We start from the raw sequence: 21,902 nt of genomic DNA, 5'->3' as shown, positions 1-21,902 counted from the left end.
CCGCACCGACGAGCTCACCGGCGACGCCCGCGCCGCGGCCTTCCGCGACTCCGGCATCGTGCTGGGCGCGCTGCTGCTGGCGCTGGTGACGGCACTGTTCGTGGCCCGGTCGATCCTCAACCCGCTGCGCACGCTGCGGCGCACCGCGCTGGAGGTCGCCGACCACGGCCTGCCCGAGGCGGTCGAGAAGATCCTCGCCGACCCGAACCCGCAGGAAGCGGCCAAGACCGCCATCGCCAACGTGCCGATCACCACCCGCGAAGAGGTGGGCCAGGTGGCGCGGGCGTTCGACGCGGTGCACGGCGAAGCGGTCCGGCTGGCCGCCGAGCAGGCGCTGCTGCGCGACAACGTCAACGCCATGTTCGTCAACCTGTCCCGCCGCTCGCAGACGCTGGTCGAGCGCCAGCTGAACCTGATCGACCGGCTGGAGCAGGACGAGCAGGACCCCGACCAGCTGGCCAGCCTGTTCGAGCTGGACCACCTGGCGACCCGCATGCGGCGCAACAGCGAGAACCTGCTGGCGCTCTCCGGCACCGACCTGTCCCGGCGGCTGACCCGCCCGGTCCCCGCCGCCGAGGTGCTCGGCGCCGCGGTGTCCGAGGTCGAGCAGTACGCCCGCGTGCAGGTGGGCCAGACCCCGGAGCTGACCGTCCAGGGCCGCGCGGTCAACGACCTCGTGCACCTGATCGCGGAGCTGCTGGACAACGCCACCGCGTTCTCCGACCCCGTGACGAAGGTCACCGTGCGCACCGCGCGCACCCGCAAGGGCGAGCTGGCCATCGAGATCCAGGACCGCGGCGTGGGCATGGGCGAGCAGGAGATCGCCGACGCCAACCAGCGGCTGGCCGACCCGCCGGACGTGGACGTGGCGGTGTCCCGCCGGATGGGCCTGTACGTGGTCGCGCGGCTGGCCAAGCGGCACGACATCAAGGTCCGGCTGCGGCCCAACGAGGACATCGAGGGCGGCACCACCGCGGTCGTGCTGGTGCCCGAGACGCTGGTGGCCTCGCCGGGCGGGGCCGCGGGGCCGCTGGGCGAGCCGCCCTCGGTCTTCCCGGCCAGCAGCACCACGACCACCGCGCAGCGCGCCAGCGGCATCGCGGGCGCCTTCGGCGGCGGCTCGCCGTTGCCGCGGCTGGACGAGGAGCCCGGCCAGCCCGCCGTCAGCTTCGTGCGCGGCGACACCGGGGCCGACGTGTTCGGCGTGCCCGCGCTGCCGCCGTCGCCGCAGGAGACCTCCGCGGAGATCTCCCAGCCGCAGTGGCTGCCGGTGGACGAGCCCGCCGACAACGGCCCGGCCAGCGGTCCCATCAGCGGTCCCATCAGCGGCCCGATCGGCGCCCCGGTGGAGGAGCCCGCGAGCGGCGGGGGCGAGCCCACCCTCTTCACCGCCTACGAGGACCGGGAAGAGGACGAGGCGGGCTACGAGCACGGCTACGAGACCACGCAGTTCGCGCCCGCCGTGGACAGCGGGATCGTCTCCCGCGCGCCACTGGCCGAGCCGGAACCCGCGCAGCGCAACGGCTCCTCGCCGAGTGCGCCGAAGGAGGTCGAGCACGACTTGGACGCTCCGACCGAGCGGCTGCCGATCTACGAGGCGGTCCTCTCGCAGTGGTTCCAGGCCGTGGGCAGCGAGACCTCCGCGGCGACCGCGCAAGCGGTCCCGCCCGCACCGGACGTGGAACCGCAGCCGCGCTCGCTGAGCGAGCCGGAGCCCATCGCCGAGCGGGGCGGCACGTCGCTGCCGGTCCGCAAACCGCAGTCCGTGCCACCCGCCGAGCAGAGCTCGCCGCCCGCGCCGGTGACCCCGGCCGTCGACGGCGGCCTGCCCAAGAGGCGGCCGGGTGCGGCCGACAACCTGCCCAAGCGCACACTGGAGACGAGCAGGGTGACCGAACCGGAACCGGTTGCCGAGCCCGAACCGGTCGCGCTCGGCGTCGAGCAGACATGGCAGTCGCCTGCCGACGAGGGCTGGCAGGCCGCCCAGTCCCTGCTCAGCCGCACCCCCGAGACCACGACACAGGCGGGGTTGCCCAAGCGGGTGCCCAAGGCTCAGCTTGTGCCGGGATCAGCCGCGCCGAAGACCCCGTCGGCGGCGCAGCAACCGCAGCGGCCCCCGCTGCCACCACGATCGGCTGACGCGATCCGTGGACGCATGTCGAGTCTTCAGCAGGGCGTCCGTCGTGGGCGGCACGCGCTGATCGACGCTTACGCTGGTGACATGTCGAGCCGGCAAGACGAGGAGCAGGAGTGACGACCGCAGCTCAGCCAGGCAGCTTTGGTTGGCTTATCACCGACTTCGTGCGCCGGGTTCCCGGTGTGGCACATTCCGTGGTCGTGTCGGCCGACGGGCTTCTGCTCGCCGGTTCGCAGGGCCTGCCGCGAGACCGCGCCGAACAGCTCTCCGCCGTCGCGTCGGGGCTGGTCAGCCTCACCGCGGGCGCGGCGAGGTGCTTCGAGGCGGGCGCGGTCAACCAGACCGTGGTCGAGATGGAGCGGGGTTACCTGTTCCTGATGTCGATCAGCGACGGGTCGTGCCTCGCGGTGCTCGCGGCCCCGAACTGCGACATCGGCCTCGTGGCGTACGAGATGACCCTGCTGGTCGAGCGCGTGGGCCAGCAGCTGACCCCGGAGCTGCGCGCGCAGCTCCAGGGCGTGGTTCGGCGGTAGGCCCTCATGAGATCGTGGGGGTGAGGTAAATGGCTGAACGATCTGGTGCCGGTGGCGGTCGCTTCGGTAGGAACTTCAACTACCAGGAGTGGGCGACCGGCGGCTTCAGGTTCGCCGAGCCGGATGCCCACCCCGCACAGGATGAGGAAGCCGAAGACGCACCCACCTCGTGGCCTGACCGGGGCGAGCGGGCCGCGGGACCACGAGTCGAAGGCACAGAGCAGGGGCTAGGCGATATGTCTCAGCGTGAGGTTGACGACTCGTCGTACGACTACGACGACGTTCCCAACCGGTTCGACATCGACGGGTACGGCAGCGGGCTATTCGGTGGTCCGGGGGCGGACTTGTTCGGTGCCCACGGCCTGCCCGACAGCGTGCCGGAACAGCTCCCGTACCACACCGGTCCGCAGCCGGTGGTGCGGCGGGAGGAGAACCCCGCGGCCGACTCCGGCTCGCTGGTTCGCCCGTACACCCGGACCGGAGGCCGCACCCGGCCGGACTACGACCTCGCGATCGAGGCGCTGGTGTCCACCAGCGAGCGCGGTCTCGAACGCGACGCGGCGGTGCTCCCCGAGCACCGCTCGATCTGCGGGCTGTGCACCGACACCAGGTCGGTGGCCGAAGTCGCCGCTCACTTGAGGCTCCCGCTGGGTGTGGTGCGGGTGCTGATCGGCGACATGGCGAGCATGGGTTTGGTTTTGATTCACCAGGGTGGCTTGGTCGTGGGGGACCGGCCGTCCATTGAATTCCTTGAGAGGGTGCTCAGTGGGCTTCGCAGGCTCTAGCCCCAACGCGGCCGAAGGCGCACGGAAGCCGACGACCTCCGCGAAGATCGTGGTGGCCGGTGGCTTCGGCGTGGGCAAGACTACGTTCGTCGGCTCCGTGTCGGAGATCGTCCCGCTGACGACCGAAGCGGTGATGACCGAGGCCAGTGCGGGGGTCGACGACCTCTCCGCCACGCCGAACAAGGTCACCACCACCGTGGCCATGGACTTCGGCCGGGTCTCCCTGGACCAGGACCTGATCCTGTACCTGTTCGGTACGCCGGGTCAGCACAGGTTCTGGTTCATGTGGGACGACCTGGTCCGGGGTGCCATCGGCGCGATCGTGCTGGTCGACACCCGGCGGTTGGCCGACGCCTTCGCGTCGATCGACTTCTTCGACGACCGCCAGCTGCCCTACGTGGTCGGCGTGAACTGCTTCGACGGTCTGCTGCACCACCGCATCGAGGACGTGCGGGAGGCGCTGACCATCGACCAGTCCGTGCCGATCGTGACGTGCGACGCGCGCAACCGGCAGTCGACCAAGCAGACGCTGATCACGCTGGTCGAGCACGCCATGCGGCAGTGGATGTCGGTCCGCGCGGGCTGACCGCGCGCACCCGCTCCTGACAGGTCGGAGGGCGGCCTCCCGGTGGGGGAGGCCGCCCTCCGACGTGCACGCGGGCGGAAGTGACCCGCGTCACTCCTCCACGAGCGCGGCGGAGGTGATCCGGTGCAGGGGGAAGCGCCGGACCTCGCCGTAGCTGACGTCCACGCCCTCCAGCACGCCCCCGCCCACCAGCTGCGGGGTGATCACCCGCCGCGCCGCGGTGCCGTGCCCGTCCACGAAGTCCACCAGCACGTTGCGGCCCTCCTTGGCCGCCCGCTGCAGCAGCGCCAGCGTCGCCGACGGCCCCGCGCCCAGGTTGCCCGGCACGGACACCCGCGCGCCGCCCGTGGTGCGCGCCGCCCGGTCGCCCGCCCGCACCAGCCGCACCAGCTCGCCCAGCTGCTCCTCCGACGGGGCGGGCGGCGGCGCGGGCCTGCGCCTGCCGCGCCCGGCGATCCGCCGCCCGGCCGCGCGCAGGTCGAGCACCTGCCCGTCCGGCCCCTCCGCCGACGGCGCGAACCCCGCCCCGCGCAGCCCGTCCAGCACCTCGGCCAGCGGCAGCGGCGAGACCAGCACGGTGGGGGCGATCCGGCGCAGCTCCAGCCGCTGCCCGGCGGGGTGCGCCAGCACCTCGGCGATCAGCACCGGGTCGTCGCAGCGCAGGAACGACCCGGCCGCGCCGCCGCGCAGCCTGCCGTGCTTGCGGGCGGTGTCGTCGATCAGGTAGGTCAGCGACTGCGGCACCGGCGTGCGGGACCGGGCGCGGAACAGCTCGTGCAGGTCGGCGGCGGTGCGCCCGGCGTCGAACGCGCGCCGCACGGAGTGCTCGCCCACCCGGTACACCGTCGCGCCGCCCGCCGACTCCACGTCGGCCACCAGCGCGATCTCCTCGGCCAGGTCCGGCTCCAGCCGCCCCGGCGCGACCACCGTCAGGTCGGCCTGCACCAGCACGTGGTCCACCGGCGCGGGCAGCGCGTCGCCGAGCCGCTTCGCGGCGGGCCCCGGCCCCTCGGTGAGCAGCGTGCGGCCCGCCCCGGTCACCGCGCCCAGCGCCAGCACGCCCACCGCGGTGCCCTCGGCGACCGTCCAGCGCACCAGCTCGTCGCGCAGCCGCCCGCCCCGCCTCGGCGCCCGCCAGGCCAGCACGGCGGCCAGCCGCTCCACGTCGGGGACCGCGGTGCCCGGCGGCAGCGCGGCCAGCGCCTCCAGCACCCGCCTGCGGTCGCGCGGCGCACCCGGCCGGTTCAGCTCCGGGGCCAGCGGGTTGAGCAGCCGGTCCCGGTCGTCCCGGCCGCCGACCAGGCCGGGCAGCCGGGGCAGCTCCAGCCACGCCTGCGCCAGCGCCGCCCAGCGGTGCTCCGGCGGCGCGACCAGCCAGGTGTCGGCCTGGGTGGTCGGCACCCACTCCGGCTCAAGACCCTCGCTGTCGGCCACCAGCCCGGCGGCCACCACCAGCTCGACCAGCAGCGCGGCCCGGCGCTCGTCGACCTCCAGCTCCTTGGCGGCCCTGCGCAGCTCGCGCACGCCCACCCCGCCGGAGCGCAGCACCGGGGGCGGCTCGTCCGACCACAGCCGCAGCAGGCCCTCGACGTGGCGGCACAGCTCCAGCGCCGCGCCGCCGCCGGTGCTGTCCACCGAGACCGGGTCCAGCGCGGAGGTGGGCAGCGGCGGCTCGGCGGTGACGACCTCGCCCAGCGGCCGGTCGCCGCGCACCACGAGGCCGACCTCGCGCGGCAGCTCGACGGTCAGCGTGTCGCGGCGCACCAGCAGGCCCCGCGCCAGCAGCTTCTGGATCGGGGTGGTGGCGCTGTCCAGGGAGACCACGTGCGCGGCCTCTCTGGTCTGCCCGACCGGCGGCCCGGCCGCCAGCGCCTCCAGCACCCGCCGCTCGTCCTCGCCCAGCCCGGTCAGGTCCACGCCCGCCAGCGCGGGCACGGAGCGGCCCAGGCCGCACGGGAAGGCCGCCACGGCGTCGCGGGTGGCCGGTGGGGTGGACAGGCCGTCGTCGTCGCCCCAGAGCAGCGCGCGGGCCCGCAGCAGGGCCACCGGGGGCCGGATGTCGACGTCGAACAGCTCCCGCAGGGCCGCCAGCGGCACCGGGCGCAGGTCGGCGTCGAGGACCAGCAGGGCTTCCAGGACGGTCAGCGCGAGGGTGTCCAGGTCCTCGCACGCCCGCGCCACCGAGGCGCGCGAGCCCACGCGGGTGGCCAGCACGGTGGTGTCCGCGGGCGGCGGGGTGGCCAGGTCGGGCCGCGCCCGCAGCAGCGCGACGAGCGCCGCGTCGTCCAGGGCGCGCAGCCAGTCGGCGAGTGTGGTGCCGGACATCTTCACCACGGTATATGGCCGTGGGGCACACTTGTCCGTGACGTTGGCACCACCGAGGAGGAATCGTGGCCAAGGCCCGCCCCGAGCGCATCGACCCGAACTGGCCGGAGCCGCCTGCGGACGGCAAGCACGCGGTGAGCGAGCTGGCCAGCGACGTGCAGGGCGCGCTGTCCCCCTTCGGGAAGGTCACCTTCCCGCTGCCCGTCGAGGACCTCGGCTACCGCCACCCCACCACCGAGATCAACCGCTGACCCGCTGCCCGACCCGCCCCCGGCGCGCGCCGGGGGCGAGGCGAGCCGGGCGCGTTCCGGAATTCGCCGCGGACTACGCTCGACTCCCGCGTGAGCTGTGCTGATCTGGGAGGTTCGATGCCGGTCCCCGGCCCTGGTTACTCGATCACCGTCCGCCTGGAGGCGCCGCCCAGCGCGGGCGCGGCGGGTGACCTCACCACGGCGGTCGGCAGGGCGGGCGGTGTCATCACGGCGTTCGACGTCGTCGAGTCGCACACCGACCGCGTCATCATCGACCTCACCTGCAACGCCCTGTCGGCCAACCACGCCAAGGACATCACCGACACCCTGGCGCTGCTGCCCGGCATCGCGGTCCGCAAGGTCTCCGACCGCACCTTCCTGGTCCACCTCGGCGGCAAGATCGAGATCTCGTCCAAGGTCCCGCTGCGCAACCGCGACGACCTCTCCCGCGCCTACACCCCCGGCGTGGCCCGCGTCTGCCAGGCCATCGCGGAGAACCCCGACGACGCGCGCAGGCTGACCATCAAGCGCAACACCGTGGCCGTGGTCACCGACGGCACCGCCGTGCTGGGCCTTGGCAACATCGGCCCGGCCGCCGCGCTGCCGGTGATGGAGGGCAAGGCCGCGCTGTTCAAGAAGTTCGCGGGCGTGGACGCCTGGCCGGTGTGCCTGGACACCCAGGACACCGAGGAGATCATCCGCGCGGTCGAGCTGATCGCCCCGGTCTACGGCGGCATCAACCTGGAGGACATCGCCGCGCCGCGCTGCTTCGAGATCGAGGCCCGGCTGCGCGAGAAGCTGGACATCCCGGTCTTCCACGACGACCAGCACGGCACCGCCATCGTCGTGGTCGGCGCGCTGCGCAACGCGCTGCGCGTGGTCGGCAAGAAGATCTCCGACTGCAAGGTCGTGGTCTGCGGCGTCGGCGCGGCGGGCTCGGCGATCATCCGGCTGCTGCTCAAGCAGCAGCCCGGCGACGTGGTCGCGGTCGACGTGGACGGCATCGTGCACCGCGACCGGCCCGGCATGGACAGCAACCTCAAGTCCATCGCCGCCAGCACCAACAAGCACAACGTCTCCGGCCGCCTGCACGACGCGCTGGTCGGCGCGGACGTGTTCATCGGCGTCTCCGCGCCGAACCTGTTCGGCGCCGAGCAGGTCGCCACCATGAACTCCGACGCGATCGTGTTCGCGCTGGCCAACCCGGACCCGGAGATCGACCCGATGGAGGCGCAGAAGCACGCCGCCGTCGTGGCCACCGGCCGCAGCGACTTCCCCAACCAGATCAACAACGTGCTGGCCTTCCCCGGCGTGTTCCGGGGCCTGCTGGACGCGCACGCCCGCACCATCACCGACGAGATGCTGCTGGCCGCCGCCACCGCCATCGCCGACGTGGTGGACGGCGAGCGGCTCAACGCCTCCTTCATCGTCCCCAGCGTCTTCGACACCTCCGTCGCCCCCGCCGTCGCCGAGGCCGTCCGCAAAGCCGTGTAGGACTGCCCCGGCTCCGGCGCGGCCTCGTGTGAACCGCGCGTGGGGTGCGTCGGGTAGTAGTTGGCGGCCCTCGCGGGTGGGGCGGGTAGTACTTGCAGGCGTTTGTGGGGGTGGGGTGGGGGCGCGGCCATAATCACAGGATGAGCCGGTTCACTCACCTGGACGATGCGGGCGCGGCGCGCATGGTCGACGTCTCCGACAAGCAGCCGACGGCGCGCACGGCGGTCGCCTCGGGCGTGCTGCGCACCACCGCCGAGGTGGTGGACCTGCTGCGCCGCGACGGCCTGCCCAAGGGCGACGCGCTGGCCACCGCCCGCATCGCGGGCATCATGGCGGCCAAGCGGACCTGGGAGCTGGTGCCGCTGTGCCACCCGATCGCGCTGTCCAGCGTCAAGGTGGACCTGAGCCTGGGCGAGGCCGAGGTGGTGGTCACCGCGACCGTGCGCACCAACGACCGCACCGGCGTGGAGATGGAGGCGCTGACCGCCGTCTCGGTGGCGGGCCTGGCCCTGCACGACATGGTCAAGGCGGTCGACCCGGCGGCGTCGATGGACGCGGTGCGGGTGGAGCGCAAGGAGGGCGGCAAGACCGGCCTGTGGGAGCGCCCGTGAGGACCGCGCGGGTCGTCACCGCCTCGAACCGGGCCGCCGCGGGCGTCTACGCCGACCGGGGCGGCCCCCTCATCGCCGAGTGGCTGCGGGAGCGGTCGTTCGACGTGCCGGACCCGGTGGTGGTGCCCGACGGCGAGCCGGTCGCCGAGGCGCTGCGCGCGGCCGTGGCGGACGGGGTGGCGGTGGTGGTCACCACCGGCGGCACCGGCATCAGCCCGACCGACCGCACCCCGGAGGCCACCCGCGCGGTGCTGGACTACGAGGTGCCGGGGCTGGCCGACGCGATCCGGGCGTCGGGCTGGCCGAGGGTGCCGACCTCGGTGCTCTCCCGAGGCGTGGCCGGGGTCGCCGGGCGCACCCTGGTGGTGAACCTGCCCGGCTCCACCGGCGGGGTGAAGGACGGACTGGAAGTGCTGGGCGCGGTGCTGGAGCACGCGCTCGACCAGCTGGCGGGAGGCGACCACGCGTGACGGCGGAGACGACGGCGGGGATGACGGCGGAGATCCTGCGGGCGACGGTGAGCGAGGAGCCGCTGTCGGTCGAGGAGCACGCGAAGCTGGTGGACGACGCCGCGGCGGGCGCGGTGGTCACGTTCGCGGGCGTGGTGCGCGACCACGACCACGGGCGCTCGGTGCGGGAGCTGGAGTACCACGGCCACCCCAGCGCCGCGGACGTGGTGGCCGAGGTGGTGCGGGACGTGGTGGCGGGTGTGACCGGCGTGCGCGCGGTCGCCGTGTCGCACCGCGTGGGTCCGCTGGCCATCGGTGACGTGGCGCTGGCGGTCGCGGTGGCCGCCGAGCACCGCGCGGAGGCGTTCGCGGTGTGCTCCGAGCTGGTGGACGAGGTGAAGCGGCGGCTGCCGGTGTGGAAGCGCCAGGTCTTCGCTGACGGCACCGACGAGTGGGTCAACTGCCCCTGAGCCCGGACAGCAGGAACCCCCGTCGCCAGGGGGGAGGGGCGACGGGGGTTCCTGGTCAGGCGCCTGCGCGGGGGCAGGCCGGGCTCATCGGCCGACGATCACTTGGTGGCGATCTTCTGACCCGCGAGGATCAGGTCGGCGTTCGGGATGAACTCCTTGTTCAGCTGGTGCAGCCGCTGCCAGCCACCCTCGATCTTCAGCTCCTGCGCGATCTTGGACAGGGTGTCGCCCGCCTTGATCTCGTAGTCGCCGTTGGGGTTGGACTTGGGCAGCGCCACGGTCACCGGAGCGGCCTTCTGCACCGGGGCCGGGGCGGCCTTCTGCGCCGGGGCCTGCGGGGTGGCCTTCTTCGGCGCCACCGGGGCGGGGGCCGGGGCGGGCTTGGCGGCGGGCGCCGGAGCGGGCTTGGCGGCCGGAGCCGCACCGCCGGTCAGGCCCTTGGGGCCGCACACCGGCCAGGCGCCGATGCCCTGGCCCGCCAGGACGTTCTCGGCGACCCGGATCTGCTCGGCGCGGGAGGCCTGGTGGGGCATCCCGGTCCCGCCGAAGGCGCGCCAGGTGCTCGGCAGGAACTGCAGGCCGCCGTAGTAGCCGTTGCCGGTGTTGATGCTCCAGTTACCGCCGCTCTCGCACGCGGCGACCGCGTCCCAGTTGACGCCGGAGCCCTGCGCGGACGCGGTGCCCGCGGCCATGCTCAGCGGAGCGCCGACGATGACGCCCGCCACGGCGACCTTCGCGATGTTCCGGGCGGCGTTGCTGGTCTGCGGACGGTGCTTGCCTCGGTAAGAAGCCATTTGCCTCTCGCCCACCACACCTGCGTCGGGGAGCTCGGGTTCGGGGCCCGGTGCGCTTCCTCGTCCCCGTCCGGTGGTGATCTCTCACTCGGGGGTTGGTGCCCGGGCCGCTGGACGGGGTTCGGTGTGCGGCGTCCCGGGTGTTGCTCTTGGTCGGTCGGGGCCAACCGAAGAGCGACCGTACGTAACCGACGGCGGCACGCCAAACGTTCTGGGCCGTGAGGGGGCTCACAGTAACGTTTTCAGGTTCTGTGTCGATTGCGCTCGTTTCTGCAGGTCAGAGGGCCGTTACCGTCCCGTTTTCAATCCGAGACAAATTGAGATAGATCACGGTAAGTGAGGTCTGCGTCACGTGATTCCCCCATCGGGGGAAACTTGATTAGCCCCCCGCGAAGGGGGGTAGGACGTCCAGCAGCGCCCCCTCCGGCACCGGCGTGTCCCGGTCCCGCACCGCCACGCCGTCGAGCAGGAAGCTGGACGCGGCCAGCACCCGCGCCAGCCGGTCGTCGTGCCGCTCGCGGACCGCCTCCAGCACGTGCGCCACGGTCGCCCCGCCGGACAGCGCCACGCTCTCCTGCGCCACCCCCGCCGCCGCCCGCGCGCCCGCGAAGTACCGCACCGTCAGCTCCACCACGTCATCCCCCGATCGCGCTCATCGGCCGGTCCGGCTGGAAGAAACCGGCCTCGTTGATCCCGTGCCCGGCCGCCTTGGCCCACGAGTCGCCCCGCCAGCGCTCGGCGATCTCCTCGTCCGAGGCGCCGGCGCGCAGCAGCGCCCGCAGGTCCGTCTCCGACCGGCTGAACAGGCAGTTGCGCACCTGGCCGTCCGCGGTCAGCCGGGTCCGGTCGCAGGCCGCGCAGAACGGCCGGGTGACCGACGCGATCACGCCCACCACCGCCGGGCCGCCGTCGACCAGCCACCGCTCGGCGGGCGCGCCGCCGCGCTCGTCCGGCACGGGCGTCAGCTCGAACTCCGCGCGCAGCGTGGCCAGGATCTCCTCGGCGGTGACCATCTCGTCCCGGTTCCAGCCGTGCTGCGGGTCCAGCGGCATCTGCTCGATGAACCGCAGCTGGTAGCCGTGCTCCAGGGCGAACCGCAGCAGCGGCACCGCCTCGTCGTCGTTGACCCCGCGCATCAGCACCGAGTTGACCTTCACCGGGTCCAGCCCGGCGGCCCGCGCCGCCGCCAGCCCCTCGAACACGTGCTCCAGCCGGTCGCGCCGGGTCAGCTCGCGGAACCGGACCCGGTCCAGGCTGTCCAGCGAGACGTTGACCCGGTCCAGGCCCGCGCGCACCAGGCCCTCGGCCCGGCGGGCCAGCGAGACGCCGTTGGTGGTCATCGAGATCCTCGGCCGGGGCTCCAGCGCCGCCGTGGCCGCGATCACGTCCTCCAGGTTGGGGCGCAGCAGCGGCTCACCGCCGGTGAACCGGATGTTGGTCACCCCCAGCCGGGTCACCGCGATGCCGATCAACCGGGTCAGCTCCGCGTCGCTGAGCAGCTCCGGCTTGGGCAGCCAGTCCAGGCCCTCGGCGGGCATGCAGTAGGTGCACCGCAGGTTGCACCGGTCGGTCAGGGACACCCGCAGGTCGGTCGCGACCCGGCCGAACCGGTCGACCAGCAGCGGTGAGTCCGGACGGGTGGAGGTGTCGGGCGTTCCTCGCAGGACGGGTATTCCCAATTCCACTGCTGTCACCCCGTCCAGGGTAATCGCGCGATCACCGGCGCAGCGCGGTCGCGAACGTGCCGAAGTGGATCGGCCGCTAAATTGCCCGCATGGGAAACGAGCGCGACGTGCCCGCCGACGTGCTGGGGAGGTTCGCCTCCTACGCGCGGGAGAACAGCACGCTCACCATCCTGTTCCACACCCGCGTCGCCGAGGCGATGGGCCTGTCGACCACCGACGAGAAGTGCCTCGACCTGGCCATGCGCGCGGACGGGCCGGTGACCGCGGGGCGGATCGCCGAGCTGTCGGGCCTGTCCACCGGCGCGGTCACCGGCGTGATCGACCGGCTGGAGCGGGCGGGCTACGTCAAGCGCGTGCGCGACCCCCACGACCGGCGCAAGGTGCTGGTCCAGGTGACCGTGGAGGACGGCCGGTTCGCGCCCCTGTTCCAGGACGCCCAGGAAACGCTGCGGGAGGTGCTGGCGCGGTTCACCCCCGAGGAGTGGGAGGTGCTGGAGCGTTACAACAAGGCCCTCATCGAGGTGTTCCGCGAGCGCATGCGGGCCACCTGAGCCTGGCAGCATGTCGCCCATGGCTGAGCAGTGGAACTACCTGATGGACATGGACGGCGTGCTGGTGCACGAGGAGCACCCGATCCCTGGGTCGAGCGAGTTCGTCGCGGAGCTGACCGCGGCGGGCATCCCGTTCCTCGTGCTCACCAACAACTCCATCTACACCCCGCGCGACCTGCGCGCCCGCCTCGCGCGCACCGGGCTGGACGTGCCCGAGACGTCGATCTGGACCTCGGCGCTGGCCACCGCGAGGTTCCTGGACTCCCAGCGCCCCGGCGGGTCCGCCTTCGTCATCGGCGAGGCCGGGCTGACCACGGCGCTGCACGAGGTCGGCTACGTGCTGACCGACCGCGACCCGGACTACGTGGTGCTGGGCGAGACCCGGACCTACAGCTTCACCGCCATCACCAAGGCCATCCGGCTGGTCGAGGAGGGGGCGAAGTTCATCGCCACCAACCCCGACGCCACCGGGCCCTCCCGCGAGGGGTCGCTGCCCGCCACCGGGGCGGTCGCCGCCCTCATCGAGCGCGCCACCGGCCGCGAGCCCTACTACGTGGGCAAGCCGAACCCGCTGATGATGCGGTCGGCGCTGCGGGCGCTGGGCGCGCACTCGGAGAACACCCTGATGATCGGCGACCGGATGGACACCGACGTGCGCGCCGGGCTGGAGGCGGGGCTGCGCACCATCCTGGTGCTGACCGGGATCTCCGCCGACACCACCGCCGAGCTGTACCCGTACCGGCCGACCAGGGTGATCAAGTCGATCGCCGACCTGGTCGGCAACTCCGCCAACCCGTTCCCCGACCAGGGCTGACCCGGCGGCCCCGGAAACTGTCGGTGCTCGGGGCTAGCTTGCCCGGCATGAGCATCGACCACATGGCGGTCCTGGAGGCCTACAGCGCGTCGTTCACCTCGGCGGTGGAGGGCGCGCTGGACCGCCCCGTGCCCAGCTGCCCCGGTTGGACGGTCGACGACCTGGTCGAGCACGTGGCCGAGGTCCAGGCGTGGTGGACCACCGCGGTGCTGGCCAAGGGGGAGTACCCGGACGAGGAGGCGGCCCGCCGGGCCGCCGACACCGGGCCGGACCGGGTGGCCGGGTGGCGCGAGATCAACGCCCGGTACCTGGCGGTGCAGCAGACCTACCCGGCCGACGGGCCGGTGTGGACGTGGTGGAACGAGGCCCGGTGCGACACGGCGGCGGCGCTGGCGTCCCGGCAGGCGCACGAGATCGTCGTGCACTGCTGGGACGCGCGCAACGCGGTGGGCGCGGTCGAGCCGATCCCGGCCGACATCGCGGCCGACGGGGTGGGCGAGTTCCTGGAGCGCTTCCTGCGCGGCGGGGAGTGGGCCCGCCCGTTCCTGCTGCGGCTGGCCGCCGTCGACGCCCCCGCCTCGTGGTCGGTCGCCTCCACCGGCGGCGCGCCCGCCCTGGTGGCCGAGGAGGTGCCGGAGGCGATCGTGCCGGACGCGGTCGTGCGGGGCACCGCCGAGCAGCTCTACCTGCTGCTGTGGCGCCGCCTGCCGGTGTCCGGGGTGGCCGTGGAGGGCGACGCCGCACTGGTCGCCGAGTTCCTGGCCTGGCCGGGGCTGGACTGAGCAGCGGGACGCCGGGCTCTCAGACCCCGGTGGGGTGCGGCACCGGGTCGGGCTCGAACGCGGGCACCCGGTTGAGCCGGTCGGCCATCCGCTCCGCCTCGTCGCGCAGCAGCGCCGCCCGCCCGGACAGCGGGTGGCCGGGGCCCGCCGCCGCGGCCAGCCGGTCCAGCAGGTCCGCCTGCAGGCGCAGCCACTCCACGTGCTCCCAGGGGGTCCAGGTCGAATCCGCCGCGGCGGTGGCGGTCATCGTCTCGTCCAGCGTGTGGGCGATCCGCTCCAGGTGGTGTGCCCTCATACTGGCGGGGTGCGCCCCGCCGGGGGTGTTCTCACGTGCCCTCACGCTGCTTCACCCACTCAGGCAGGTGGGTGTGGCGGTCCGCCGGTGACGGTCTGATCGACTTCTGCGCTCCCCGCCACCCCGTTGCATAAGGTTGTTCCGTGGAAAGACCGCTCTTCGTGGTCGGCGACGTGCACGGGCACCTCGCCGAACTCGTCCGCGCCCTGCACGCCGCCGAGCTGGTCGACGCCGACGGCGGGTGGTGCGGTGGCGAGGCGGAGCTGTGGTTCCTGGGCGACTTCGTCGACCGCGGCCCCGACGGCGTCGGGGTCATCGAGTTCGTGATGGGGCTGTCCGAGCAGGCCGCCGGGGCGGGCGGCAAGGTGGACGCGCTGGTCGGCAACCACGAGGTGCTGCTGCTGGGGATGCACCGGTTCGGCGACGAGCAGGTGCCCGGCGCGCCGTCGCCGCGCAGCTTCGCGCGCAGCTGGACGATCAACGGCGGCCTGCGCAGCGACCAGGACCGGCTCACCGACGAGCACATCGCGTGGCTGACCTCCAGGGCGGTGCTGCGGCTGGTCGACGACCACCTGCTGATGCACTCCGACACGCTGGCCTACCTGGAGTGGGGCGGCACCATCGACGAGGTCAACGCCGCCGTGGCCGAGGTGCTGCGCGGCGACGACCTGGCCGAGTGGTGGGAGTGCTGGCGGCGGATGACCACCCGCTACGCCTTCCGCGGCCCGGACGGCGGCGCGGTCGCCGAGCAGCTGATGCGGATGCTGGGCGGGCGCGAGGTGGTGCACGGGCACAGCGTCATCGCCGACCAGCTCGGCGTGCCGCCCGCGCAGGTGGACGGGCCGCTGCGCTACGCCGACGGCAAGGTGCTGGCGGTCGACGCGGGCCTCTACAGCGGCGGCCCCTGCCTGGTCGTCCCCCTGCCCTACCGCTGACCCGCCGCGGGCTGGGCCGGTCAGGGTGCGGGGACGATCTCCTTGCCCAGCGGCATCAGCGACACCGGCACCATCTTGAAGTTCGCCACGCCCAGCGGGATGCCGATGACCGTCACGCACAGCAGCGCGCCGGTCACCACGTGGCCGATGGCCAGCCAGATGCCCGCGACCACGACCCAGATGACGTTGCCCAGCAGCGACGGCGCACCCGCGTCGGGTCGGTCCACCACGGTGCGCCCGAACGGCCACAGCGCGTAGTTGGCGATCCGGAATGCCGCCAACCCCCACGGGATGGTGACGATGAGCAAGCAGCAGATTACTCCGGTGATGACGTAGCCCACCGCCAGCCAGAACCCGCTGAGCACCAGCCAGATCACGTTGAGGATGAGCCGCATGTGCCCATCTTGCCCGATTAAGCTGCTCCCTCGTGGTGAACAGAGTGCGCTGGGGAATCGTGGCCACGGGCGGCATCGCCGACGTCGTCACCGCCGATCTGCTGCGGGTGGCCGAGGCCGAGGTGCTGGCCGTGTCCTCCCGGCAGCTGCCGAGGGCGCTGGAGTTCGCCGCCAAGCACGGCATCCCGCGCGCCTACGGCGGCACCGCCGAGCTGCTGGCCGACCCGGACGTGGAAGTGGTCTACGTGGCCACCCCGCACGCGCAGCACTACGAGGTGACCCGCGCGGCGCTGGAGGCGGGCAAGCACGTGCTGTGCGAGAAGCCCATCACGCTGGACCTGGCGGGCGCGCGGGACCTGGTCGACCTGGCCCGCGAGCGCGGGCTGTTCCTGATGGAAGCCATGTGGACGCGGTTCAACCCGCTGATCCGCGAGCTGCGCGGGCTGGTGGCGGAGGGCGTCGTCGGCGAGGTGCGCAGCGTCCGCGCCGACTTCGGGTTCGTGCACGAGTTCCTGCCGCAGCACCGGCTGTGGAACCTGGCGCTGGGCGGCGGGTCGCTGCTGGACCTGGGCGTCTACCCGGTGGCGTTCGCGCAGATGCTGCTGGGCGAGCCCGCGGTGGTGCACGCGCACGGCTCGCTCGCGCCGACCGGCGTCGACGCGGAGGCCGCGCTCCTGCTGGGCTACCCCGACGGCGCGCACGCGCTGCTGACCTCGACGCTGACCACCGCCCCGGCGGCCAGCGCGACCGTGTACGGCACCAAGGGCCGCATCGACGTGCCGGACCGGATGTACAACCCGGACCGGATCGTGGTCAACGGCGAGGAGCGCCGCGCCGAGATCGAGGGCTCGGGCTACACGCCGCAGCTGCGCGAGGTCGTCGCGCGCGTGCGCGCGGGAGATACGGAGAGCCCGGAGATGTCCCTGGAGGACACGCTCGCCGTCATGCGCACCATGACCACCGCGCTGGACCAGCTCGGCGTCCGCTACCCCGTGCTCAGGTAGCGGGCGCGGGAGTGGCGGGCGCTGGAGTAGCGGGCAGCAGCGCCGCCACCACGGCCACCACGTCGTCCACCGGGTCGTGGGTGGTCGGGGTGAGCAGGTGGCTCATGCCCAGCCGGGCGGTGGTCTCGGCCACCAGCCGGACCCGCTCGGCGGGCAGCGCGGGCCAGTGCCGCCGCACGTGCTCGGCGAACACCTCGGTGGCCTGCGCCAGCACCGGCTGCCCCCTGGTGGTCAGCAGCGGCAGCATGTCCTCGGCGTTCGCGCCGGAGAACACCGAGCGGGCCAGCGCGTCCCGCTCGGCCAGGTCGAGGGCGAACCGCAGGCCCGCGCGCAGCCCCTCGACCGGGTGCGGCTCGCGGGCCAGCCGCTCGCCCACGCCGTCCAGGAACTCGCCCACCTTGACCAGGGTGACCTGCTGGACCAGCCGCTCCTTGTTGCCGAACTCGTTGTAGACGGTCTGCCTGCTGACGCGCGCCCTGGCGGCCACGTCCACCACGCGCAACCCGTGCGAGCCGCGTTCCGCGAGCAGTTCCGCGGCGTGGAGCAGCAGCGATCGGGTGAGATCGGTCACGGCGCGTACTTTACACAATAGGGTTGTTTGTAAAGCCCGTAGAGTGGCAACGTGCCGCTGATCGTGGGATTCGACCTGGACATGACCCTCATCGACCCCCGACCCGGCATGGCGGCGGTGATGGACGCGGTGGCCGCCGAGAGCGGCTACCCCCTCGACGGGGCCCACTTCGCGGCCAACCTCGGGCCGCCCCTGGACATGACCTACCGGGACTTCGGCGTGCCCGAGGAGGAGATCCCGGAGCTGGTGGCGCGGTTCCGCGCGCTCTACCCGGAGATCGTCATCCCGGCCACGGTGGCGCTGCCCGGCGCGGCCGAGTCGCTGGCGGCGGTGCGCGAGCTGGGCGGCACCACCATCGTGGTCACCGGCAAGTACCGGGCCAACGCCGCGCTGCACCTGGCCGCGCTGGACTGGGAGGTCGACCACCTGTTCGGCGAGCTGTGGTCCACCGGCAAGGCCGAGGCGCTCAAGCTGCACGGGGCGTGCGCGTACGTCGGCGACCACGTGGGCGACGTGCGCGGCGCCAAGGCCGCCGAGGCGGTCTCCGTGGCCGTGGTCAGCGGCCCGTGCAGCGCCGAGGAGCTGACCGCCGAGGGCGCGGACGTGGTGCTGCCCGACCTGACCGGGTTCCCGGACTGGCTGCGCGCCAACGCCGAGCGGCTCAGCGCCAAACAGGTCAGCGCCGCGAACGGGCGTCGCGCACCGCGCTGAACACCCCGATCGCCAGGCCGAGCGGGGCGAGCAGCCACCCCGCCACGAACACCCAGACGGGCAACCCGGCCGCGCCCGCGGCGAACATGGCGGCGATCGCCACGACGCCGAGCGCGAACATCGCCACTGCCAGCGGCATCAGCTTCGAGGTCGACATGCGGGTGAGCGTAGTCGCGCGATCGGAGGTGCCCTGTCGGCGGTGGACTGGCTAGTCTGGTCAGACGCGTCCTGGGCACGCCCCCGGACGCGTTCGTCATGTGGAACGAAGGAGCGGTGAGGTGCCGACCGGCAAGGTCAAGTGGTACGACTCGGAGAAGGGCTTCGGCTTCGTCACCCAGGACGGTGGCGAGGACGTCTACGTGCGGAAGTCCGCGCTGCCTCCGGGGGTCGAGGGCCTGAAAGCCGGTCAGCGCATCGAGTTCGGCATGGCGGAGGGCAGGCGCGGCCCCCAGGCGCTGTCGGTGCGCCTGATCGACCCGGCCCCGTCCGTGGCCGAGGCGCGCAGGCGGCCCGCGGAGGAGCTGCACGGCCTGATCGAGGACATGATCAAGCTGCTGGAGCTGAAGGTGCAGCCGGAGCTGCGCCGGGGCCGGTACCCCGACCGCAAGAACACCAAGCTGATCGCCGACGTGGTCCGCGCCGTCGCACGGGAGCTCGACCCGTAACCCCCCGCCCCCCACTCCTGGTGCGTCGGCAAGTACTACCCGGCGGGGCTGAGAGGGCAGGTAAGTACCGCCCGAGGCGCGAGAGCGGGGTCGGGGTGCGCGAATGGTGAATTCGCGGTGTCTGGACGTTCGACTCGCGGGGGCGACACGCCCACCACGCCCGCAACCGGGTGAGACCGGGGGCGGGCGTGGTGGGGGTCAGTGCCTGTCGTCGACGGAGAGGACCCAGGTGCCTCGGGCGACGAAGTCGAACGCGCCGGTGGTGCTGGTCTCGATGCGCGCGCCGTACTGCTGGACCTCGACGCTCTCCAGCTGGTCGTCGGGGTTGGGCAGCACGAGCGTGTACGCGTAGCGCGGCTCGTTCGCGGTGAACAGCTTGCTGCGCAGCGGCTCCTGCTGCTCGCCTCGGGCGTTGCGGTAGGTGAACTTCACCGACCACGCCGACTCCGCCAGCTCGCCGGGCACCGAGATCTGCACCGGCTTGCCGGGGCGCACCCGCAGCACGCCCGCGGCCTCGACGTCCACCTCGCAGTTCTCCGACTCCAGGTCGCAGTACTGGGTGGGCTCGACGTTGATCGCCTCGCCGTCGGCGTAGAAGGTCACCTCGGGGTCGGTGGGGGCGGCGCAGCCGGCCGCCATGGCCAGCAGCAGCACGGTGAGGACTTTGCGCACGCCAGGCACCCTACGGGGTGACCGGGGTGGGCTTGAGCGGGCGGTCGCCGCCGAGGCCGGGGACCAGCGACCCGCCGCGGCGGGTGGCGATGGTCTGGGCCAGGCCCAGCGCCAGCAGCGCCGACAGCACGGTGAAGCCCACCCAGTACTCGGTGGGCAGCAGCACGCCCAGCGCGCCGCCGAACACCCAGCCCAGCTGCAGGATGGTCTCCGAGCGGCCGAACGCCGACGCGCGGGACTCCTCGGGCAGGTCGTCCTGGATCACCGCGTCGAGGCTGATCTTGGCCAGCGAGCTGGCCGTCGCGCCGATCAGGCCGACCGCCGCGGCGGTGATCAGGCCGGGCAGCACGGCGGCCACCACGGTGGTCGCCAGCGCGCCCACCAGGCAGCCGATCACCACCTGGTCGGGCGAGCCGAAGTGCAGCCGCGCGCCCACCGCGTTGCCCAGGAAGCTGCCCACGCCCGCCGCGCCCGCGATCACGCCGAGCAGCAGCAGCTGCAGCAGCGCCTCGCCTTCGGTCTGGGCGCGCACCACGAACGCGGCGAACAGCGTCAGGAAGCCGGTGAGCATCCGGATGGCGCCGTTGCCCCACAGCGCCACGACGACCGAGCGGCCCAGCGCCTGGCGGGGCTTGCGCGGCCGGGCCCGCAGTGAGGTGGGCACCTCGCCCTCGGTGACCTCCACCCAGGCCGGGATGCGCAGGCAGAACCAGGCGTTGGCCAGGGACAGCACGGCGGTGAACCACAGCGCGCCCGGCGAGCCGAACAGGTTCGCGAAACCGGCCGCGACCAGGCCGAACACGCCGCCCGCAGCCAGGCCGAACACGGTCATCCTGGCGTTGGTCTTGGACAGCGTGATCTCCGGCGGCACCACGCGGGGCGTGATCGCCGCCTTGAGCACGGTGAACGACTTGGACAGCACCATGCTGCCCAGCGCCGCCGGGTACAGGCCCCAGTTGTCGAAGTTCAGCGCCATGACGATCGACAGCAGCACGCGCAGCGCGCACGAGGCGGCCAGCGCCACCCGCCTGCCGTGCTGGACGCGGTCCAGCGCGGGCCCGATCACCGGGGCCACCAGCGCGAACGGGGCCACCGTGATCAGCAGGTAGAGGGCGACCCGGCCGCGGCTCTCGCCGGTGGCGGCGGAGAAGAACAGGGTGTTGGCCAGCGCCACGGCCATAGCCGCGTCGGCGGCGTAGTTCAGCATCACCGCGTAGGTCAGCGACGACAGCCCGGACTGCTTGGCGCCGTCGGCGTGCGCGGCGCGGCGGAACGCGGCCACGCCCCGCGTGGTGAGCTGCCGCGTCCGGTAGAGCGCGACGCGCGTCACGGTCAGCTTCTTCGGCGGTGGGGGCGCGCCCTGGAGGCGGGCCCTGGCGCGGGGCTGAGCGCGGGGTTGGGGACGCGGTTCGGGCTCGGGGGGCCTGCCCGGCGTGGGGTAGGGGCGGGTGTCGCGGGGGCGGGGGCGGTACTCGTCGTCCTCCCACGGGTACCGGCGGGGTGGCGGCGTGCCCCGGCCTGCCCGGCCGGGCTGGTCCTCGGGACGTCGCGTCACGGCGTCAATCCTGCCTCACCGGGGACGGCCTGTCCGCCGCATCGGCGCTCGTGGGCGCGCTCACCCCGTGGTGAACCGAATCCGGAAGATCGTCGGCCAGTTCTTGCCGGTCACCAGGAACTCGTCGGTGCCGGGGACGGCGGCGATGCCGTTGAGCACGTCGGTGGGCGGCACGCCCGGCGGGCGCAGCGGGCCGAGGTCGGCGGTGGTGAGCACGCGGCCGGACGCCGGGTCGACGCGCACCACCTCCTCGCTCTGCCACACGTTGGCCCAGACCTGCCCGTCGACGCACTCCAGCTCGTTGAGCCGGTCCAGCGGCCTGCCGTCGCGGGTGACCCGCACCGCGCCGGTCTCGGCGAAGGTCACCGGGTCGCGGAAGGTCAGCTCGTCGGTGCCGTCGCTCATGACCAGCCGCCCGCCGTCCAGGCACAGCCCCCAGCCCTCGCCGTCGTAGCGGACCCGGCGCAGTTCCCGCAGGCTGGCCCGGTCGCGCTCGATGGCCACGCCGTCGCGCCAGGTCAGCTGCCAGATGCGGTCGTCGACCACGGTGATGCCCTCGCCGAACAGCGGGGCGGGCAGCTCGACGCGCTGGGCCACCTCGCCGGTGGTCGGGTCGAGCCTGCGCAGCGACGAGCGCCCCTCCAGGCCGGTGCCCTCGTACAGCGCGCCGTCGGCCAGTTCGAGGCCCTGGGTGAACGCCTCCGGGTCGTGCGGGATGGTGCCCAGCACCTCGGCCCGCGCGGTGGTGGGAGCGGTGCTGGACGGGGGTGGTGAGGGGGCGGGTTCGGCCGCGCAAGCCGACGCGACCGCTGCGAACGCCACTGCCACCGGG

General features: G+C 73.4%; 27 protein-coding genes. 16 read left to right on the top strand and 11 right to left on the bottom strand.

The window, feature by feature from the left end; translation table 11 throughout:
* The 4 genes from IEZ00_RS01075 to IEZ00_RS01060 form a co-directional block, all read left to right on the top strand.
* On the top strand, window positions 1-2,254 hold a 2,254-nt coding region (locus IEZ00_RS01075; RefSeq protein ID WP_229794867.1), incomplete at its 5' end, for an ATP-binding protein.
* Window positions 2,251-2,670 (top strand): roadblock/LC7 domain-containing protein, encoded by a 420-nt coding sequence (locus IEZ00_RS01070; RefSeq protein WP_189221129.1) that lies wholly within the window; start codon window positions 2,251-2,253, stop codon window positions 2,668-2,670. The genes IEZ00_RS01075 and IEZ00_RS01070, both read left to right, overlap by 4 nt.
* A 29-nt stretch (window positions 2,671-2,699) precedes the next feature.
* Complete coding sequence (locus IEZ00_RS01065; RefSeq protein WP_229794865.1) at window positions 2,700-3,455, top strand: DUF742 domain-containing protein; 756 nt, start codon at window positions 2,700-2,702, stop codon at window positions 3,453-3,455.
* The gene (locus IEZ00_RS01060; RefSeq protein WP_033432210.1) at window positions 3,436-4,041 is read left to right on the top strand and encodes a GTP-binding protein; all 606 of its coding nucleotides are present in this window, start codon (window positions 3,436-3,438) and stop codon (window positions 4,039-4,041) included. Before IEZ00_RS01065 ends, IEZ00_RS01060 begins: the two co-directional genes overlap by 20 nt.
* 90 nt (window positions 4,042-4,131) lie before the next feature.
* On the opposite strand, the gene IEZ00_RS01055 is transcribed toward IEZ00_RS01060, so the two are convergent.
* A complete protein-coding gene (locus tag IEZ00_RS01055; protein WP_189221128.1) occupies window positions 4,132-6,366 on the bottom strand; it encodes a helicase-associated domain-containing protein in 2,235 nt (744 codons plus the stop codon).
* Between the two features lie 65 nt (window positions 6,367-6,431).
* On the opposite strand from IEZ00_RS01055, the gene IEZ00_RS01050 reads away from it, so the two are divergent.
* The 5 genes from IEZ00_RS01050 (at window position 6,432) to IEZ00_RS37965 (ending at window position 9,641) form a co-directional block, all read left to right on the top strand.
* The gene (locus IEZ00_RS01050) at window positions 6,432-6,617 is read left to right on the top strand and encodes a hypothetical protein (protein ID WP_189221127.1); all 186 of its coding nucleotides are present in this window, start codon (window positions 6,432-6,434) and stop codon (window positions 6,615-6,617) included.
* A 117-nt stretch (window positions 6,618-6,734) separates the two neighbouring features.
* On the top strand, window positions 6,735-8,111 hold the full coding sequence (locus IEZ00_RS01045; protein WP_189221126.1) for an NAD-dependent malic enzyme: 1,377 nt from the start codon (window positions 6,735-6,737) through the stop codon (window positions 8,109-8,111).
* Window positions 8,112-8,251: 140 nt separating this feature from the next.
* Window positions 8,252-8,722, top strand: coding sequence for a cyclic pyranopterin monophosphate synthase MoaC (gene moaC, locus IEZ00_RS01040; RefSeq protein WP_189221125.1), 471 nt, complete (start codon window positions 8,252-8,254; stop codon window positions 8,720-8,722).
* Window positions 8,719-9,192: a MogA/MoaB family molybdenum cofactor biosynthesis protein gene (locus IEZ00_RS37970; RefSeq protein ID WP_229794864.1), complete on the top strand. Its 474-nt coding sequence runs from the start codon at window positions 8,719-8,721 to the stop codon at window positions 9,190-9,192. The genes moaC and IEZ00_RS37970 overlap by 4 nt, the downstream gene beginning before the upstream one ends.
* A 20-nt stretch (window positions 9,193-9,212) precedes the next feature.
* Complete coding sequence (locus IEZ00_RS37965; protein WP_189221709.1) at window positions 9,213-9,641, top strand: molybdenum cofactor biosynthesis protein MoaE; 429 nt, start codon at window positions 9,213-9,215, stop codon at window positions 9,639-9,641.
* A 98-nt stretch (window positions 9,642-9,739) separates the two neighbouring features.
* Here IEZ00_RS37965 and IEZ00_RS01025 read toward each other — a convergent pair whose 3' ends face one another.
* From IEZ00_RS01025 to moaA, 3 genes are all read right to left on the bottom strand, one after another.
* The gene (locus IEZ00_RS01025) at window positions 9,740-10,435 is read right to left on the bottom strand and encodes a LysM peptidoglycan-binding domain-containing protein (protein ID WP_189221123.1); all 696 of its coding nucleotides are present in this window, start codon (window positions 10,433-10,435) and stop codon (window positions 9,740-9,742) included.
* A gap of 379 nt (window positions 10,436-10,814) precedes the next feature.
* Window positions 10,815-11,069: a MoaD/ThiS family protein gene (locus IEZ00_RS01020; protein WP_189221122.1), complete on the bottom strand. Its 255-nt coding sequence runs from the start codon at window positions 11,067-11,069 to the stop codon at window positions 10,815-10,817.
* Window position 11,070: 1 nt separating this feature from the next.
* Window positions 11,071-12,129: a GTP 3',8-cyclase MoaA gene (gene moaA, locus IEZ00_RS01015; protein WP_189221121.1), complete on the bottom strand. Its 1,059-nt coding sequence runs from the start codon at window positions 12,127-12,129 to the stop codon at window positions 11,071-11,073.
* 80 nt (window positions 12,130-12,209) lie between these two features.
* On the opposite strand from moaA, the gene IEZ00_RS01010 reads away from it, so the two are divergent.
* Genes IEZ00_RS01010 through IEZ00_RS01000 form a run of 3 tightly spaced genes read left to right on the top strand, consistent with a single transcriptional unit; the run spans window position 12,210 to window position 14,267 of the window.
* The gene (locus IEZ00_RS01010) at window positions 12,210-12,671 is read left to right on the top strand and encodes a MarR family winged helix-turn-helix transcriptional regulator (protein WP_189221120.1); all 462 of its coding nucleotides are present in this window, start codon (window positions 12,210-12,212) and stop codon (window positions 12,669-12,671) included.
* Between the two features lie 19 nt (window positions 12,672-12,690).
* Complete coding sequence (locus IEZ00_RS01005) at window positions 12,691-13,485, top strand: HAD-IIA family hydrolase (protein ID WP_189221119.1); 795 nt, start codon at window positions 12,691-12,693, stop codon at window positions 13,483-13,485.
* 47 nt (window positions 13,486-13,532) lie between these two features.
* A complete protein-coding gene (locus IEZ00_RS01000; RefSeq protein ID WP_189221118.1) occupies window positions 13,533-14,267 on the top strand; it encodes a maleylpyruvate isomerase family mycothiol-dependent enzyme in 735 nt (244 codons plus the stop codon).
* 19 nt (window positions 14,268-14,286) lie between these two features.
* On the opposite strand, the gene IEZ00_RS00995 is transcribed toward IEZ00_RS01000, so the two are convergent.
* The gene (locus IEZ00_RS00995) at window positions 14,287-14,562 is read right to left on the bottom strand and encodes a hypothetical protein (RefSeq protein WP_189221117.1); all 276 of its coding nucleotides are present in this window, start codon (window positions 14,560-14,562) and stop codon (window positions 14,287-14,289) included.
* A 143-nt stretch (window positions 14,563-14,705) separates the two neighbouring features.
* Here IEZ00_RS00995 and IEZ00_RS00990 point away from each other — a divergent pair, with 143 nt between their 5' ends.
* Window positions 14,706-15,497 carry a metallophosphoesterase gene (locus IEZ00_RS00990; protein ID WP_189221116.1) on the top strand — a complete coding sequence of 264 codons (792 nt, stop codon included), beginning with the start codon at window positions 14,706-14,708 and terminating at the stop codon, window positions 15,495-15,497.
* A gap of 20 nt (window positions 15,498-15,517) precedes the next feature.
* Here the strand turns inward: IEZ00_RS00990 and IEZ00_RS00985 are convergent, their stop codons facing one another.
* Entirely contained in the window at window positions 15,518-15,892 is a 375-nt protein-coding gene (locus IEZ00_RS00985) for a YccF domain-containing protein (protein WP_189221115.1), read from the bottom strand.
* Between the two features lie 32 nt (window positions 15,893-15,924).
* Between IEZ00_RS00985 and IEZ00_RS00980 the strand changes: the two genes are divergently transcribed.
* Window positions 15,925-16,896, top strand: coding sequence for a Gfo/Idh/MocA family protein (locus tag IEZ00_RS00980; RefSeq protein WP_189221114.1), 972 nt, complete (start codon window positions 15,925-15,927; stop codon window positions 16,894-16,896).
* Here the strand turns inward: IEZ00_RS00980 and IEZ00_RS00975 are convergent.
* Window positions 16,889-17,467 (bottom strand): TetR family transcriptional regulator, encoded by a 579-nt coding sequence (locus tag IEZ00_RS00975; RefSeq protein WP_189221113.1) that lies wholly within the window; start codon window positions 17,465-17,467, stop codon window positions 16,889-16,891. The genes IEZ00_RS00980 and IEZ00_RS00975 overlap by 8 nt on opposite strands.
* Before the next feature lie 51 nt (window positions 17,468-17,518).
* On the opposite strand from IEZ00_RS00975, the gene IEZ00_RS00970 reads away from it, so the two are divergent.
* Window positions 17,519-18,178, top strand: coding sequence for an HAD family hydrolase (locus tag IEZ00_RS00970; RefSeq protein WP_189221112.1), 660 nt, complete (start codon window positions 17,519-17,521; stop codon window positions 18,176-18,178).
* Here the strand turns inward: IEZ00_RS00970 and IEZ00_RS00965 are convergent.
* Window positions 18,144-18,335 carry a hypothetical protein gene (locus IEZ00_RS00965; protein ID WP_189221111.1) on the bottom strand — a complete coding sequence of 64 codons (192 nt, stop codon included), beginning with the start codon at window positions 18,333-18,335 and terminating at the stop codon, window positions 18,144-18,146. The genes IEZ00_RS00970 and IEZ00_RS00965 overlap by 35 nt on opposite strands.
* A gap of 121 nt (window positions 18,336-18,456) precedes the next feature.
* On the opposite strand from IEZ00_RS00965, the gene IEZ00_RS00960 reads away from it, so the two are divergent.
* Window positions 18,457-18,843 carry a cold-shock protein gene (locus tag IEZ00_RS00960; protein WP_189221110.1) on the top strand — a complete coding sequence of 129 codons (387 nt, stop codon included), beginning with the start codon at window positions 18,457-18,459 and terminating at the stop codon, window positions 18,841-18,843.
* Between the two features lie 198 nt (window positions 18,844-19,041).
* On the opposite strand, the gene IEZ00_RS00955 is transcribed toward IEZ00_RS00960, so the two are convergent.
* The 3 genes from IEZ00_RS00955 to IEZ00_RS00945 are packed head-to-tail and all read right to left on the bottom strand — an operon-like array spanning window position 19,042 to window position 21,892.
* Window positions 19,042-19,515 carry a DUF2771 family protein gene (locus IEZ00_RS00955; RefSeq protein WP_189221109.1) on the bottom strand — a complete coding sequence of 158 codons (474 nt, stop codon included), beginning with the start codon at window positions 19,513-19,515 and terminating at the stop codon, window positions 19,042-19,044.
* A gap of 10 nt (window positions 19,516-19,525) precedes the next feature.
* The gene (locus tag IEZ00_RS00950) at window positions 19,526-21,070 is read right to left on the bottom strand and encodes an MFS transporter (RefSeq protein ID WP_189221108.1); all 1,545 of its coding nucleotides are present in this window, start codon (window positions 21,068-21,070) and stop codon (window positions 19,526-19,528) included.
* 60 nt (window positions 21,071-21,130) lie between these two features.
* The gene (locus tag IEZ00_RS00945; RefSeq protein WP_209624612.1) at window positions 21,131-21,892 is read right to left on the bottom strand and encodes a glutaminyl-peptide cyclotransferase; all 762 of its coding nucleotides are present in this window, start codon (window positions 21,890-21,892) and stop codon (window positions 21,131-21,133) included.
* Window positions 21,893-21,902 lie beyond the last annotated feature (10 nt).

The sequence above is a fragment of the Saccharothrix coeruleofusca genome (genome assembly GCF_014648515.1).
Lineage (GTDB): Bacteria > Actinomycetota > Actinomycetes > Mycobacteriales > Pseudonocardiaceae > Actinosynnema > Actinosynnema coeruleofuscum.
Note: the sequence above shows the minus strand (reverse complement) of the source record. Positions and strands in the feature narration are given on the sequence as shown.

What these genes read in the sequence shown, in the direction of transcription:
- IEZ00_RS01065 (WP_229794865.1), top strand. Translation starts at nt 2,700, where the DNA reads ATGGCTGAACGATCTGGTGCCGGTGGCGGTCGCTTCGGTAGGAACTTC.
- IEZ00_RS01055 (WP_189221128.1), bottom strand. Translation starts at nt 6,366, where the DNA reads ATGTCCGGCACCACACTCGCCGACTGGCTGCGCGCCCTGGACGACGCG.
- IEZ00_RS01045 (WP_189221126.1), top strand. Translation starts at nt 6,735, where the DNA reads ATGCCGGTCCCCGGCCCTGGTTACTCGATCACCGTCCGCCTGGAGGCG.
- moaC (WP_189221125.1), top strand. Translation starts at nt 8,252, where the DNA reads ATGAGCCGGTTCACTCACCTGGACGATGCGGGCGCGGCGCGCATGGTC.
- IEZ00_RS37965 (WP_189221709.1), top strand. Translation starts at nt 9,213, where the DNA reads ATGACGGCGGAGATCCTGCGGGCGACGGTGAGCGAGGAGCCGCTGTCG.
- IEZ00_RS01025 (WP_189221123.1), bottom strand. Translation starts at nt 10,435, where the DNA reads ATGGCTTCTTACCGAGGCAAGCACCGTCCGCAGACCAGCAACGCCGCC.
- IEZ00_RS01010 (WP_189221120.1), top strand. Translation starts at nt 12,210, where the DNA reads ATGGGAAACGAGCGCGACGTGCCCGCCGACGTGCTGGGGAGGTTCGCC.
- IEZ00_RS01005 (WP_189221119.1), top strand. Translation starts at nt 12,691, where the DNA reads ATGGCTGAGCAGTGGAACTACCTGATGGACATGGACGGCGTGCTGGTG.
- IEZ00_RS01000 (WP_189221118.1), top strand. Translation starts at nt 13,533, where the DNA reads ATGAGCATCGACCACATGGCGGTCCTGGAGGCCTACAGCGCGTCGTTC.
- IEZ00_RS00995 (WP_189221117.1), bottom strand. Translation starts at nt 14,562, where the DNA reads ATGAGGGCACACCACCTGGAGCGGATCGCCCACACGCTGGACGAGACG.
- IEZ00_RS00985 (WP_189221115.1), bottom strand. Translation starts at nt 15,892, where the DNA reads ATGCGGCTCATCCTCAACGTGATCTGGCTGGTGCTCAGCGGGTTCTGG.
- IEZ00_RS00965 (WP_189221111.1), bottom strand. Translation starts at nt 18,335, where the DNA reads ATGTCGACCTCGAAGCTGATGCCGCTGGCAGTGGCGATGTTCGCGCTC.